Annotated in this window: 11 protein-coding genes; 3 read left to right on the plus strand and 8 right to left on the minus strand. The window is 43.1% G+C overall.

Going from position 1 to position 15,007, the window contains the following annotated elements; translation table 11 throughout:
- Positions 1–577: 577 nt before the first annotated feature.
- The 3 genes from tpiA to gap form a co-directional block, all read right to left on the minus strand.
- Positions 578–1,330, minus strand: a complete 753-nt coding sequence (gene tpiA, locus I4V84_RS05895) for a triose-phosphate isomerase (RefSeq protein WP_118580952.1) — start codon at positions 1,328–1,330, stop codon at positions 578–580.
- Positions 1,331–1,518: 188 nt separating this feature from the next.
- A complete protein-coding gene (locus tag I4V84_RS05900) occupies positions 1,519–2,712 on the minus strand; it encodes a phosphoglycerate kinase (RefSeq protein ID WP_195699427.1) in 1,194 nt (397 codons plus the stop codon).
- A 143-nt stretch (positions 2,713–2,855) separates the two neighbouring features.
- Entirely contained in the window at positions 2,856–3,875 is a 1,020-nt protein-coding gene (gap, locus tag I4V84_RS05905) for a type I glyceraldehyde-3-phosphate dehydrogenase (protein ID WP_117851616.1), read from the minus strand.
- 369 nt (positions 3,876–4,244) lie between these two features.
- On the opposite strand from gap, the gene I4V84_RS05910 reads away from it, so the two are divergent.
- Complete coding sequence (locus tag I4V84_RS05910) at positions 4,245–5,078, plus strand: histidinol-phosphatase HisJ family protein (RefSeq protein WP_195991418.1); 834 nt, start codon at positions 4,245–4,247, stop codon at positions 5,076–5,078.
- A gap of 166 nt (positions 5,079–5,244) precedes the next feature.
- Here I4V84_RS05910 and I4V84_RS05915 read toward each other — a convergent pair whose 3' ends face one another.
- The 3 genes from I4V84_RS05915 to nifS form a co-directional block, all read right to left on the minus strand.
- Positions 5,245–7,866 carry a cation-translocating P-type ATPase gene (locus I4V84_RS05915; RefSeq protein ID WP_243284036.1) on the minus strand — a complete coding sequence of 874 codons (2,622 nt, stop codon included), beginning with the start codon at positions 7,864–7,866 and terminating at the stop codon, positions 5,245–5,247.
- A 273-nt stretch (positions 7,867–8,139) separates the two neighbouring features.
- Complete coding sequence (nifU, locus tag I4V84_RS05920) at positions 8,140–8,586, minus strand: Fe-S cluster assembly scaffold protein NifU (protein WP_118580961.1); 447 nt, start codon at positions 8,584–8,586, stop codon at positions 8,140–8,142.
- A gap of 186 nt (positions 8,587–8,772) precedes the next feature.
- Entirely contained in the window at positions 8,773–9,954 is a 1,182-nt protein-coding gene (nifS, locus tag I4V84_RS05925; protein ID WP_118580964.1) for a cysteine desulfurase NifS, read from the minus strand.
- A gap of 203 nt (positions 9,955–10,157) precedes the next feature.
- Here nifS and I4V84_RS05930 point away from each other — a divergent pair, with 203 nt between their 5' ends.
- Together I4V84_RS05930 and I4V84_RS05935 are read left to right on the plus strand one after the other, a co-directional pair.
- Positions 10,158–11,594 (plus strand): MATE family efflux transporter, encoded by a 1,437-nt coding sequence (locus I4V84_RS05930; protein ID WP_195991420.1) that lies wholly within the window; start codon positions 10,158–10,160, stop codon positions 11,592–11,594.
- Between the two features lie 96 nt (positions 11,595–11,690).
- Entirely contained in the window at positions 11,691–12,722 is a 1,032-nt protein-coding gene (locus tag I4V84_RS05935) for a 3-deoxy-7-phosphoheptulonate synthase (protein WP_118580970.1), read from the plus strand.
- 394 nt (positions 12,723–13,116) lie between these two features.
- Here the strand turns inward: I4V84_RS05935 and xerD are convergent, their stop codons facing one another.
- Together xerD and I4V84_RS05945 are read right to left on the minus strand one after the other, a co-directional pair.
- A complete protein-coding gene (gene xerD / locus I4V84_RS05940; protein ID WP_173718393.1) occupies positions 13,117–13,998 on the minus strand; it encodes a site-specific tyrosine recombinase XerD in 882 nt (293 codons plus the stop codon).
- A 381-nt stretch (positions 13,999–14,379) separates the two neighbouring features.
- Positions 14,380–14,982: a stage II sporulation protein M gene (locus I4V84_RS05945; RefSeq protein WP_173773253.1), complete on the minus strand. Its 603-nt coding sequence runs from the start codon at positions 14,980–14,982 to the stop codon at positions 14,380–14,382.
- Positions 14,983–15,007: the final 25 nt, after the last annotated feature.

Genomic DNA, 15,007 nt, shown 5'->3' on the forward strand with positions numbered 1-15,007 from the left:
TTCCAGATATGGATTATCTTCTAAATGATGAAGAATCTGATAACGATTTGGCGAGTAAGATTTTTATATTTTCTAATCCAGGGATTTTCTTGTTATCATGCCCGCCTCCGTGCGGACATTTTTAAATTCAGCAGCGCACCACAGGCGGTCTTTCCTGTGCAGAAAAAAAGAAGCGCTCCTACAGGCGCTTCTTCTTACCATATTAGGACTTCGATCAAAAGTTAGTGGGCCACAAAGTGGGCCATTTTTCAAAAAATCACATGAATTTATATAGAGTTTTATCCAAGTCGGAAATCCGCTAAATGCTCTAGCTATCAGCATTTAAAGGCATTTAACAACTTATCTGGACATTTATGAAATCGGCCTCGTAATAACGATACCTAATTTCATTATTTCTGCTTATTTGAATGACAGTGATTTTTCCTTCCAAAAGTGATACCAAAAAGTGATAGTAGGTAAATTATAAAACGCCCCTACCCACAATTCAATTGGTAATATTTACCAATCATCCTTGTGTTTAGGGGCGTTTAATTACTTCTCGCTTGGACACATTAGCTAAAAAATAGCTATTATTTTATTATTTGTTATAGTTTACGATATCGCCGAACTCTGGTTTCAGGGATGCACCGCCTACAAGACCGCCGTCGATGTCTGCCTGAGCAAATAACTCCGGAGCTGTCTTAGCGTTTACAGATCCGCCGTACTGGATGCGGATTGCTGCTGCAGTTGCCTCATCATAGATCTCAGCGATGCAAGCACGGATTCCTGCGCAAACTTCCTGAGCCTGCTCAGTTGTAGCTGTTTTACCAGTTCCGATAGCCCAGATTGGCTCGTAAGCGATAACGGCTGTTTTAGCCTGATCAGCTGTAACATTCTGGAAACCAACTTTAACCTGCTGACGGATGAAGTCCATAGTTACGCCCTGCTCTCTCTGATCAAGAGTCTCTCCACAGCACATAATTGGAGTAATTCCATGCTCAAATGCTTTAAGCATTTTTTTGTTTACAGTTTCGCTTGTCTCAGCGAAGTACTCTCTTCTCTCAGAGTGTCCGAGAACTACGTATTTAACACCAGCGTCTGTAAGCATGTTCGGGGAAATCTCGCCTGTGAAAGCACCTTTCTCCTCGAAGTACATGTTCTCAGCACCAACCTGGATGTTGGAGCCTTTTGCAGCCTCAACTACAGGAAGAATATCAATAGCCGGTACGCAGAATACTACGTCAACGTCATCATTAGCTACTAATGGTTTTAAAGTTTCAACTAATTTAACTGCCTCACTTGGAGTCATGTTCATTTTCCAGTTTCCGGCAATAATTTTCTTTCTAGACATCTTATATATCTCCTTTTGTGTGATAAGGAAGTTCGATTCACTAAACGGACATGTCGCCGGCAGGCGACATCACCATATATGAAAGTCAGCTGGTCTGCGCCGTTGGCTTGCTCTCATTAAGTTCCTTCGAACCAAATTCGCACATAATTCAAGCTGCGCTTACAGCTTGCTTTCATTAAGTGCTCTATTTATTTATCGTTAGCTGCTGCTACACCTGGTAACTCTTTTCCTTCAAGGAATTCAAGAGACGCACCGCCACCTGTGGAGATGTGTGTCATCTTGTCACCATAGCCGAGGATGTTAACAGCTGCAGCGGAATCACCACCACCGATGATAGTGGTAGCATCTGTATCAGCAAGAGCTTTGGCAACAGCCTCTGTGCCATGAGCGAAGTTCGGCATTTCGAAACAGCCCATCGGTCCGTTCCAAACAACTGTCTTGGCATCTTTTACAGCGTCAGCGAAAAGTTTCTCTGTCTCTGGTCCGATGTCCATTCCTTCCCATCCATCCGGGATTTCGCCACGTTTTACGACCTGGATGTTGCAGTCGTTGGAGAAGTCATCTCCGATTCTGTTATCTACAGGAAGAAGAAGCTTAACGCCTTTATCTTCTGCTTTCTTCATCATGTCTAATGCATACTGAAGATAATCATCCTCGCAAAGGGATCTTCCGATATGTCCGCCCATAGCCTTGGAGAATGTGTAGGACATTCCACCACCGATGATCAGAGTATCTACCTTGTCAAGAAGGTTGTTGATAACAGAAATCTTGCTGGAAACCTTAGCGCCGCCAAGGATAGCTACGAATGGTCTGTCAGGATTGTTTACAGCGTTTCCGAGGAAATCGATCTCTTTCTGCATCAGATATCCAACAACAGCTGTATCTACATATTTGGTAACACCAACGTTAGAGCAATGTGCTCTGTGAGCGGTACCAAATGCATCGTTTACAAATACGTCGCAAAGAGAAGCAAGTTCCTTGCTGAATTCATCACCGTTCTTAGTCTCTTCTGCACGATAACGAGTGTTCTCAAGAAGAATGATCTCGCCGTCTTTCATGTCAGCTACTGCTGCTTTTACAGTGTCATCTACAACAACCGGGCTTGGAACGAATTTCACTTCCTGTCCGAGAAGTTCTGTGAGACGTTTTGCAACAGGTGCAAGAGAAAGCTCCGGTTTCGGCTCTCCTTTCGGTTTTCCAAGGTGAGAGCAAAGGATAATCTTTCCACCATCTGCAACAAGCTTCTTGATTGTAGGAAGAGCTGCTACCAGACGGTTCTCATCTGTAATCTTACCGTCCTGCAGAGGTACATTGAAGTCACATCTTACGAGGACTCTTTTGCCTTTTACGTTGATGTCATCAACAGATTTCTTATTCAGCATCTTGTTATGCCTCCTTATAAAATTTAACTTTTTATACAGACAAAAGGGTCCGGTCCTATTCAGACCGGACCCTTCTCTGAGTCTTATTCATATGCCGCCAAACTATAGCTTGCCAGCATTCGAAAACCCTACTCTGCTACTAATTAAGCGTTAAGCAGTTTACCAAAGTGTTTGATTGTACGAACCATCTGGCTTGTGTAGGAATTCTCATTATCATACCAGGAAACAACCTGAACCTCTGTTGTGCCATTCTCAAGTGGAAGAACCATTGTCTGAGTAGCATCGAACAGAGAACCAAATCTCATACCAACGATATCGCTGGAAACGATCTCATCTTCGTTGTATCCGAAGGACTCGTTAGAAGCTGCTTTCATAGCTGCGTTGATCTGCTCTTTAGTTACATTTCCTTCAACAACTGCTGTAAGGATTGTAGTAGAACCTGTTGGGGTTGGAACACGCTGTGCGGAACCGATCAGTTTGCCGTTCAGTTCTGGGATAACAAGACCGATTGCTTTAGCAGCACCTGTGCTGTTCGGAACGATGTTAACTGCAGCTGCACGGGATCTTCTCAGATCGCCTTTTCTCTGCGGTCCGTCAAGTGTCATCTGATCGCCTGTGTAAGCGTGGATTGTGCACATGATACCGGATTTGATTGCAGCAAGGTCATTAAGTGCTTTAGCCATTGGAGCTAAGCAGTTTGTTGTACAGGAAGCTGCGGAAATGATGTGATCCTCTTTTGTAAGAGTCTCATGGTTTACATTGTAAACGATTGTCTTAAGGTCGTTTCCAGCCGGAGCGGAAATGATAACGTGTTTAGCACCTGCATCGATATGAGCCTGAGCTTTGTCTTTGGATGTATAGAATCCAGTACACTCAAGAACTACGTCTACACCGATCTCTCCCCATGGAAGCTCAGCAGCGTTAGCTTTTGCATAAATTTTGATTTCTTTTCCGTCAACTGTGATGGAATCTTCTCCAGCTACTACTGTATCTGCAAGAGCATATCTTCCCTGAGTTGAGTCATATTTTAATAAGTGAGCGAGCATTTTAGGAGATGTTAAGTCGTTGATAGCAACGATTTCAAATCCTTCTGCACCGAACATCTGACGGAATGCAAGACGACCAATACGTCCAAAACCATTAATTGCAACTTTTACTGCCATGATAAATTCCTCCTATGAATTAAATGGTAAAAATTATGTGAGTGCTTCAATCTTTGTGAAAGAAACATCAACCTATAGCGTATTGTACCTAATTCCGAACAAAAATTCAAGCCTATTTTCAAAAAAATAACAGGCAAATTGCCACAAATATTCTCTGATATGATATACTGCTCTCAAATGAGACAATTAAGTCCCTTTTATGACACATTGGCAGCATTTATGCACGTTTTTTCCTTTCTTTTTCGTGTAGGAAGAATTTTTTTCACATGTTCCTTCGCTGTACACTTATCCATAAAATATATCTTTATATTTACAGAAAATATATTTTTAAAATACTTTGCTTGGTTTATAATTTATAAGGAGGTTATTATGAAAATACTTTCCAACTCTCCCGGAGTTTTGTGGGACTGCCACATGCATTCTGAATTTTCCGCAGATTCCGGCACTCCCACTGCGGATATGATCCGCCAGGCCACTGCACTGGGGTTTAAGGGAATCTGCTTTACAGAGCATCTGGATCCAGACTATCCACCAACTCCGGATGACCTGGAATTTGCCCTGGATATTCCCGCCTATTACACTAAACTCAACGAACTGAAAGAGACTTACAAGAATCAGATTCACATCCATTTCGGTATTGAGATCGGTTTGCAGCTTCATCTTAAACAATATTTTCACAATCTTTTAAAGGAATATCCTTTCGATTTCGTGATTGGTTCTTCTCACGTAGTCCACGGTGCTGACCCCTACTACCCGGAATTTTTCCAGGACAGGGACGAGGAAAAGGCTTATCTTGAATATTTTGAATCCATTCTGGAGAATCTGGATGCATTTCATGAAATGGACACTTATGGACATCTGGATTATATTGTCCGCTATGGTCCAAACAAAAACCAGTTTTATTCTTATGAAAAATATCGGAACATTCTGGATGCGATTCTGAAAAAACTGACAGACACAAATGTAGGACTGGAAATCAACACTGGCGGTTATCACTACGGTCTTGGAGAGCCAAACCCATGTACGGATATCATCCGACGTTATAAAGAACTAGGGGGCGAAATCATCACCATTGGTGCTGACGCGCATACGCCGGATAAAATAGGATACGCTTTTGATAGGGCCGCGCAGGTGCTGAAAGAATGTGGATTTAAATATTATACAGTATTTAAAGATCGGAAACCAAACTTTGTAAAACTATAACGAAGCCCTGTTTTTCCATACCCGGCAGAAGCAATCAGCCCGGCTTTTAGAACGTGTTAAAAAAATGCCTCATCGCCATAACAAGCGATGAAGCATTTTTTTGCATTTCTTTATAAATTCAGCCTGAAGTATTATTTTTGATTACCACTCAAGACCAGGTCAGTCATTATTTCTGCACTTTCTCCAAAAACAGAGAAATAATTCCTTTCTTTTCCCTCTCATGTGCCTTGTTATACAAAGATCTGCACCATTCTGTGATAACTTCGATTACAACCGGAGAGAAGGTCATCAGGATAAATACCAGGATGATCATTCCGAACTCCAGGGAGCCAAGTGCAAGCAGGTTCTGCACACATACGGCTGCAAAGAAGAAAATAAACTGCATACCGTAAATAATGATTTTCCTGTACCTGCTTAGAGGCGCGTATACCGTCTTCAAAGCTGCCATGTAGTTCCATCCGGTTACCAGGAAACAGGCTGTACTCAGCATTACATTGCTATGGTAAACGTTCTGGCAGACCAGCATAATGGTAAATACACATCCCGTAATGGTGACTGCTGCTGGGAATGCATTCATAAATACATAACGCAGAAAACCACTCTCAATCTTGTTGAAGTTGTTTTCCTGGGCGAGCAGGAAGGTTGGGATACCCACTGCGCAGGCACTGATCAGGGACATCTGAATTGGCTCAAACGGATAGCTATCGCCCCAGAAAATAGTGATCAGACACAGCAGCACAGAGAAAATAGTTTTGATCAGGAACATGGAGGCTGCGGTACGAATGTTGTTCACCACACGGCGTCCCTGGTTCACAATTTCCGGCATAGCGGCAAAATTGGAATCCATGAGCACTACATTTGCAATGTTCTTGGCAGCGTCACTTCCCTCTGCCATAACTACGCTGCAGTCTGCCTCTTTCAGTGCCAGAACATCGTTCACACCGTCACCGGTCATGGCAACTGTATGCTTCTGTTTCTGAAGGGCAAGCACCATCTCTTTCTTCTGCTGCGGAGTTACACGGCCGAATACGGAACACTCTTCAACGGCACGCTCCATATCCTCCGGTGTGGTGATGGTAGTGGCATCAATGTATTTATCTGCATTCTCCAGTCCTGCTTTTTTTGCAATGGCAGAAACAGTCACAGGATCATCACCGGAGATCACTTTCAGATCTACGCCCTGGTCTTTGAAAAATGCCAGGGTTTCAGGGGCATTATCCCTGATAATGTCAGTAAGCATAAATAACGCAACCGGCTTTAACCCTTCCGGAAGCTCATTCTCCCGATTCAGGTTTGGGCTATGCGCCAACACCAGAACACGTAAGCCTTCTTTTCCATAAGCAGCACACTGCTTGATCAAGTTTTCATTTCCATCCGGGAAAAGGAACTGGGCAGCACCCATCAGATAAGTTCCTTCTGTTTTAAAGGCTACACCGCTGTATTTGCGATCTGAGGAAAACGGAATGCAATGATCTACCGGCATGTCCGTTCTTCTGGAGAAGCGTTTGTGGAGTGCATCTGCGGTGGCGTTCTTGTCCTTTAAAACGGACATCATGTTTGCCATGACACGTTCGATCTCACCCATGGTCAATTCTGGCTGGGCGCCGCTGATGGCTAAATCAGTATTGACATTGCCCTGTGAATCTTGTGCTGACAGCTGTTCAGTAGTTCCCATAACAACTCCTATCTGCAATTGTGCCGCAACCACGGATACTTCAGACTGCGCCTCTGCAGCTGCCATTTCTGGAACTTTCTGAGCTTGATTCGCTATTCCATTTATTGTACTTTCGCTTATATTCTCATTTTCTGCTTCCGGAGCCTTGATCTCCATCCCTTCCACATAGGGCTGTACCTGTTCCACGCACATAGTACCGGCTGTGATGGTTCCGGTTTTATCCAGACAGAGGGTATCCACTCTCGCCAGAGTCTCAATACAATACAATTCCTGCACCAGGGTATTCTTACGGGTCAGTGTCAGCGCACCAAGAGTCAGCGCCACACTGGTAAGGAGCACCAGTCCCTCAGGGATCATTCCAAGGACAGCAGCCACCATATTCACTACTGCATCCCGGATTCCGTTTCCCGCAATGTAATATTGCTTATAAAACAACAGCATTCCCATAGGAACTATGATCACACTTATAGTCTTCAGAATCGCATTCAGGGAATTACGAAGTTCTGAGTTATGACGTTTAAATTCCTTCGCCTCGCTGGTAATCTGAGATGCGTAATTATCCTTGCCAACGTGGATAACCTGACAGCAGGCCTCTCCGGATGTGACAAAGCTTCCTGAAAAAAGCTCGTCCCCTTCATTTTTCTGAAGGTTATCCGATTCACCGGTCAGCAGGGATTCATTGACCTCAATACTGCCCTCAAGCACCTTGGCATCTGCGGGCACCTGATCTCCTGTTTTCAGAAAAAGGATATCGTCCAGAACCAGCTTCTCCGTGGAGATAGACCATTTTTTGCCTTCACGCAAGACCACTGCCTTGCTCTCCGTAAGGATAGACAGCTTATCCAACGTCTTTTTCGCACGCACTTCCTGGATGATTCCGATCACCGTATTGATCACAATAATTCCCATGAACATGGAGTTCTTATAGGAACCAACCAGCAATACCATAATCATCAGAGCCAGATTCAGAAAGTTGAAAAATGTAAGCACATTCTCCCTTACGATCTGCTTATAGCTCCTTGTGTTGGGGTTCTCATTGACATTGATTTTCCCCTCTTCAATTCTTTGTTGTACCTGTTCGTTTGTCAGTCCTGTCATCGTTACTTCCTTCATTCTTATGTTTTATTTAAGGATGTTTCCGTTTTACTCTTTTTCCCATTGTATGATACCAGTGTCAAAAGGTCAAAAAACCGTTCGTGCCATTGTATTAAAATAGGGCAGATGATAACATCCGCCCTGATGAATTCTCTTTACGGTCTGCCTCATCTTTACCACCTATTTATCTGTAACGAAATAAATCTGCTTAAGGATTCGGTTTCCTGTAAAAAATATTATTCTTTTGTATCGATGACGACACTTTATAATTACTGCAGTTCGCAGTAACTATTAATACTCTTCTTCCTCTGCCTCTTCACCCTCGTGAATGTCAGACTTCGGTTTCTTCAGACCTTCGATCTCAATGTGATGCTTCTGTGCGTAATCCCACAGTGCAGCATGTACAGCCTCCTCTGCAAGAAGAGAACAGTGTACTTTCACTGGCGGAAGTCCGTCAAGAGCCTCCATAACAGCCTTGTTGGTAAGCTTCATGGCTTCCTCAATAGTTTTACCTTTTACCATCTCAGTAGCCATACTGCTGGTTGCTACTGCGGCACCGCAGCCGAAGGTTTTGAATTTGCAGTCTCTGATAATATGTGTCTCGTCATCGATATCCAGGAAAATTCTCATAATATCGCCGCATTTGGCATTTCCTACTGTACCGACACCGCTTGCATTCTCTATTTCTCCAACATTACGTGGATGCTGGAAATGATCCATTACTTTCTCACTATACATCTTTTTTTCCTCCTGGCAAGTGTTTTAATCAAATTTTTTATTTTTTTTAACTATTCAGCAGGCACTATTCCGCGAGGTGTTTTTTGTGAACGTAGTTCACAGAAAACCCGAGAATGTCGGCGCGAAATCATGCAAAGCATGATTTCTGTGCATCGCGAAGCGTGTAACTGTGAAGGTACTGAACAGTTACTGTTTTTTTATAAAATCTTCATATAATGGAGACATTGATCGCAGGTAAGCTACGATTTCTTTCAGCTTATCTACTACAAAATCAGCATCTTCCATGGTAGTCTCCTCGCTTAAGGTCATACGCAGGGAACCATGTGCAATCTCATGTGGGAGTCCGATAGCCAGAAGTACATGGGACGGATCCAGGGAGCCTGATGTGCAGGCGGAACCGCTGGATGCACAGATGCCATAATTGTCAAGCATAAGCAACATGGACTCTCCTTCGATGAACTGGAAGCTTACATTTACATTATTCGGAAGACGTTTGGTGCGGTCACCATTTAATTTCACATACGGAATCTCTTTCAGGATTCTTTCAATGAAATGATCTCTTACCTGAATCTCTTTGTCTGTACGTTCTTTCATAGTGCGGACTGCACGATCTGCAGCAACGCCGTAACCTACGATTCCAGGAACATTCTCTGTACCTGCGCGGCGCTTTCTCTCCTGCGCTCCACCATGTACAAAGGAACGTATCTTAACACCCTTGCGGATGTAAAGGAAACCGATTCCCTTCGGTCCATTCAGCTTATGTCCACTGGAGCTGAGCATATCAATTCCTAACTCATCTACATTGATCGGCACCTGTCCAAAAGCCTGTACTGCATCTGTGTGGAAAAGGATGCCATGCTCTTTGGCAATTGCACCGATTTCCCTGATCGGCTGGATAGATCCGATCTCATTGTTCGCAAACATAACAGAAATCAGAATCGTCTCTGGTGTAATAGCTTTCTCAAGCTCGTCAAGCTTCACAATACCATTCTCATCTACATCAAGATATGTGATCTTCGCTCCGCGCTCTTTCTCAAGATATTCGCAGGTGTGAAGGATTGCATGATGCTCAATTTTGGTTGTGATGATGTGGTTTCCTTTGGATTTATATGCTTCAAAGGTGGCTTTCAGTGCCCAGTTATCAGACTCTGAACCGCCAGCTGTGAAATAGATTTCTTCTTTCTTGGCACCAAGTGCATCTGCGATCTGGCCTCTTGCCTTGCTGACGCCTTCTTTGCTCTTGGATGCGAAGTCGTAAATGCTGGATGGATTTCCATACATTTCGGTAAAATAAGGAAGCATTGCTTCTACTACTTCCGGAGCGGTCTTGGTAGTAGCCGCATTATCCAGATATATCATTTTTCCCATTTTTCTTCCTCCTGGTTTATTGGTATCAATTCGATATGAAAGACTCCCGGGAAAGGGTTATTTCATCTATCTCCTTAGGTACTTTTCTATTTCCTAGTATTTCGCTTGGATTTCTATCCCACTTTACCAGATAATAACAGTTCTGTCAAGGCACATTTACAGCATAAACTAATTAAAAGGATGAAGAGGATAGGCGGATTCTTATGTCTGACAAACTTTTTATCAAAGGAACCCTGATTCTTACTCTTACCGGCCTTGTCAGCCGCCTGATGGGTTTCTTCTATAGAATATTCTTATCTCATACTATTGGTGCACAGGGAGTTGGAATTTACCAGCTTACGCTTCCGGTTCACGCAATCGTACTGGCAGCCTGCTGTATGGGCATTCAGGCTGCTATTTCCAGGCTGTGTGCCTCTTTCACTGCCCTTGGAAAAGAAAAAGAGTCCAGAGATGCGTTGCTTCTTGGAACATTTCTTTCGATGGCACTTTGCGGACTTTTATCTTTTCTGGTCTATTGGAATGCAGATTTTGTGGCTTCTGCTTTGTTAAAAGAGCCGCGTACTGCGGTTCTGCTTCGTATTCTTGCCTTTAGTTTTCCTTTTGCAGCCTTGCATTCATGCGTAAACAGCTTTTATTATGCCAGAAAAACGACTGGAATTCCAGCTTTTATCCTGTTTCTTGAGCAGACCTCCCGGATTGGCAGCACTTACGTGATCTACCTGATTCTGATTTCCCAGAAAAAAGAGATTACCCCTGTAATAGCGGCCGGAGGTGCACTTTTCAGTGAACTTACAGCCACTGTAGCATGTATGCTGGCGCTTGGACTGGATTTTTCCAGGGAAAATTACAAACCAGTCACCGGACTGCTTCGACGTATTTTACGAGTATTTTTCTGTATGTGCAAAGGCACTCACAGAAATTCACCTTCTGCTGTAAAATATATTTCACATATACAACCAGCTTCTGTCAAAAACAATACTGCCACTTCCATAAATGCTCTTATAAAAGAAATCGCCCAGATTGCAGTTCCCCACTCTGTCAACCGGCTGCTGCTTACCTTACTCTCTGGCATCGAAATGGTTCTTATTCCCCAAAGACTGCTTCTGGCTGGAATAAATCGGACTGATTCCCTGTCTGTGTACGGAATTTTTACCGGAATGGCGCTGCCGCTGATTCTTTTCCCGGCGACACTGACAAATTCTGCCTCTGTTATGCTGATGCCTTCTGTGGCTGGTTTACAGGCCCTCGGTCATGAGAAAAAAATCCGTCATGTGATCCGCCGTACCTGCGAAAACTGCTTTTTCTTCGGAGGCTTCTGTACATTCTTTTTCTTTGTTTTCGGAAAATCACTGGGAAATTTTCTTTTTCACAGTGAAACTGCGGGGATTTACATAAGGACATTGGCTTTTATCTGCCCTTTTCTTTATACAAATACTGCACTGGAAAGTATTCTGAACGGTCTCGGGCGCCCGGATGCCTGCCTTTTTCACAATATTGCAGGAGTGTGTATCCGAATTGGATTTGTTTTCTTTTCTATTCCTGTGCTTGGAATCCGTGGATATTTTTACGGAATGCTCCTTTCCCAACTGATTCTTACCTTGCTTCATTTCATTTATCTAAACAGACTGGAGCATGTTTGAAAAATCATTCCCGCAATTTGCCTATCGACATTTTTTCCATCATAGTCTATAATATTGAATCGAAAATAAATTTTGCCGATAAAAGGAGAAAATACCATGGGATTTGAATTCATCAAAAAGCTTCCAACCCCCGACGAGATCCGCAACCAATATCCCATTGATGCAAAGATCAAGGCACTGAAAGAGAAACGTGATCAGGAAATCCGTGACGTATTCACTGGAAAATCCGATAAATTTCTTGCAATCATTGGTCCCTGTTCTGCAGATAATGAAGATGCTGTATGCGACTATCTGCTGAGACTTCGCAAAGTTCAGGACAAGATCGCGGATAAAGTTTTAATCATTCCTCGTGTTTATACAAATAAACCTCGTACTACCGGAGAGGGTTATAAAGGAATGGTTCACCAGCCAGATCCGGAGAAAAAACCTAATATGCTTGCCGGTCTTGTTGCCATCCGAAAAATGCACATCCGTGCTATTGAAGAGAGCGGATTTACCTGTGCGGACGAGATGCTTTACCCAGAGAACTGGCGTTACCTTTCCGATCTGCTTTCCTATGTTGCTGTAGGAGCACGTTCTGTTGAGGATCAGCAGCACCGTCTCACTGTCAGCGGTATGGATGTTCCGGCGGGAATGAAGAATCCTACAAGTGGTGACTTCAGTGTTATGCTGAACTCTGTTGTTGCAGCTCAGGGCAGCCATACATTTATCTACAGGGGATGGGAAGTTGAAACTACAGGGAATGAGTTGACACATACCATTCTTCGTGGTGCTGTAAACAAACACGGAGAGGCTATTCCGAACTACCATTACGAAGATCTTCGTCTTCTTTTCGAGAAATATTCCGCTAAGAACCTGAAGAACATGGCTACCATCGTGGATACCAACCATTCCAACTCCAACAAGCAGTATGAGCAGCAGATCCGTATTGCCAAAGAAGTTCTTCACAGCCGTCAGGTTGATTCTGATGTTCGTGGGCTGGTAAAGGGTCTTATGATCGAAAGCTACATTGAGCCAGGCAATCAGAAGATCGGACCAAACCATGTATATGGTAAATCCATTACAGATGCTTGTCTTGGATGGGAAGAATCTGAGAAGCTGCTTTATACAATCGCTGAGATGTGCTAGCGCCTGTTTGAAAAATCATTTCCGCAATCTACACGCCCCACTTTGCGGTATATTTTCAAAAATAAAATTTATTTATCTCCTGTATTCTGATTTCGGAATGCGGGAGATTTTTCAGACACGCTCTAATATCTTCCGATAGAATTTTCGGTCAAACATTTTTATAATACAAGAAAGACTCTTACTTTGCAGAATTTTCATTACATAAAAAAGAATCCTGCTTGCAGGCTTCTCCGCCTGCGGCGGGTCGCCTCGAGCGACAACTACCTTTCCGCCGCAGTGCGATCCTGCCCGGTAGGGCTTTTTATGTAATAGGAAATTCCAACGGAATTTCCTATTACATAAAAAACTGCCCACAGGTCTCTCCCATGGACAGTTATCATCTTATTCGCTCTTCTCAATGTCTTGGATGTGCTTTCATATACACATCTCGCATCCGGTTAATATTCATGCTTAAATATACCTGAGTCGTAGAAATATCGGAATGTCCCAGCATTTCCTGGACGCTTCGGATGTCTGCTCCATTCTGCAGCATATGTACTGCAAAAGAATGTCTCAATGTATGTGGCGTAATATCTCTGTGAATCCCAGCCTCCTGGGCATAGCCTTTCAGCATTTTCCAGAAGCCCTGACGGCTCATGGCCTTACCGGAGCAATTTGTGAACAGCGCATGCTCTGAATCATCTTTCACAAATACCTTACGTCCCTCTTCAAGATAAAGATTCAACGCTTCCTTGCTTACATTTCCAATCGGAATGATACGCTCTTTATTCTCCTGGCAAACCACATAGCCAAGCTGAAGGTTTACATCTGTGGTCTCCAGATGGATCAGTTCGCTGACACGCATACCAGTGGCATATAAAAGCTCTAACATAGCCTTATCCCGAATTCCCTTAGGCGTAGTCAGATCTGGCTGCTTCAAAAGATCGTCAACTTCCTGAATACTGAGAATCTCCGGAAGCTTCTTCTCTACCTTTGGAGATTTCAGATTATCTGTGGGGTTCTCTTCCATCTTCCTAAGTGCAAACATGTGTTGAAAAAAAGCACGCATGGAAGCAACACTTCTTGAAATAGTGGATGACGCGAAGTTCTCTTTCTCCATATAATCCATGTATCCCATGAGATCAAATTCACGGACATCTTCCGCTTTCATAATCCCCTTCATTTCCAGGTATGCAGCCATCTTGTTCAGATCCCGCTGATAGGAAACCTCTGTATTCTGGGATGTTTTTTTCGTATTATGTAAGTATTCAATAAACTCGCGTATTTCCTGTTCCATATTGTTTACTTCCTGTCTCTTTTGTTATAAATTCATTTCATATAGCCCATGATCATACTGCTTTAGACCATGTTTGAAAAAGATTCTGGAGCGTGTTTGAAAAAGGCTTTCTGTAAGATGTGCGTCACAATTTGTGGGAGATTTCGCCCGGAATTCCTATTGTCCATTGCATTTGCTCTTTCACGCTTTATTGCAGGAACGGGCTACCTCCCCACAATAACTGATCTTAAAATGTATTTGTATTATACTTTGTAATTGACATAAAATCAAACCTTTTTTTCGGCCAAAAATCGTATAAAAACAAGCTTTTTTTGCCCATTTTACAAAATAACGTCGCTTTTATGGTAACCAATACTATATCTTGTATTTTTCATATTATTCTCATTCAAAAAATTTCGAAAAATCCAGAATTTTGTTTAAAATCCATGGATTTACACGCCATTCCAAAAGAATTCCCACACCGTATAAAGCTGTATATAAGAGCACTTTCAGGAGATAAGCGCTTACTTTCTGTGGAAAAATTCCATGATTGCGCCAGATTCCCATAGATTCCCTGTAGACCATCTGATACACCGAATCCCATAATGGCAGATAGATCAGATAATGCGGAAAAAGAAGTGCTACGGCAACTGCGCCTCCGGTAAGTCCGAACTGCAGAATAGACATGGAAAATACGATTCCCAGTCCAATTCCGGTAAAAAGCATCGCCATAATTGCCATAGGGACTCCAAATACAGTAAAACCACAGATTAGAGAAAGGAAAAAAATCCCACCGCGCATCCAGAGAATCTGCAAAAGATAATCGATTCCTCCTGCTTCTGTTTTCCCATAGGTTTCCAAAAGGTACACTGCGGAAAATGCCTGCTGCTTCCAGGAAAAACGGTATATAAAGTTCGGGATCAGCATTCCTGCAAGAAATCCTGCAAGCAGCAAAGTCAGTCCTGGAAAAAAACTTTTCTTTTTGATACTGAGTAAATTTTCCATATATTCACCCTGTACCATTGTACGC

Origin of the sequence: Ruminococcus sp. 1001713B170207_170306_F1, from assembly GCF_015668065.1 — a bacterium.
In the GTDB taxonomy this organism is placed as follows: domain Bacteria; phylum Bacillota; class Clostridia; order Lachnospirales; family Lachnospiraceae; genus Blautia_A; species Blautia_A faecis.

Coding starts and splice junctions, on each gene's coding strand:
- tpiA (WP_118580952.1), bottom strand. CDS start 1,330: ATGTCTAGAAAGAAAATTATTGCCGGAAACTGGAAAATGAACATGACT.
- nifS (WP_118580964.1), bottom strand. CDS start 9,954: ATGGGAAAAATGATATATCTGGATAATGCGGCTACTACCAAGACCGCT.
- xerD (WP_173718393.1), bottom strand. CDS start 13,998: ATGGAACAGGAAATACGCGAGTTTATTGAATACTTACATAATACGAAA.
- I4V84_RS05945 (WP_173773253.1), bottom strand. CDS start 14,982: ATGGAAAATTTACTCAGTATCAAAAAGAAAAGTTTTTTTCCAGGACTG.
- I4V84_RS05935 (WP_118580970.1), top strand. CDS start 11,691: ATGGGATTTGAATTCATCAAAAAGCTTCCAACCCCCGACGAGATCCGC.
- I4V84_RS05900 (WP_195699427.1), bottom strand. CDS start 2,712: ATGCTGAATAAGAAATCTGTTGATGACATCAACGTAAAAGGCAAAAGA.
- I4V84_RS05915 (WP_243284036.1), bottom strand. CDS start 7,866: ATGAAGGAAGTAACGATGACAGGACTGACAAACGAACAGGTACAACAA.
- nifU (WP_118580961.1), bottom strand. CDS start 8,586: ATGTATAGTGAGAAAGTAATGGATCATTTCCAGCATCCACGTAATGTT.
- I4V84_RS05910 (WP_195991418.1), top strand. CDS start 4,245: ATGAAAATACTTTCCAACTCTCCCGGAGTTTTGTGGGACTGCCACATG.
- I4V84_RS05930 (WP_195991420.1), top strand. CDS start 10,158: ATGTCTGACAAACTTTTTATCAAAGGAACCCTGATTCTTACTCTTACC.
- gap (WP_117851616.1), bottom strand. CDS start 3,875: ATGGCAGTAAAAGTTGCAATTAATGGTTTTGGACGTATTGGTCGTCTT.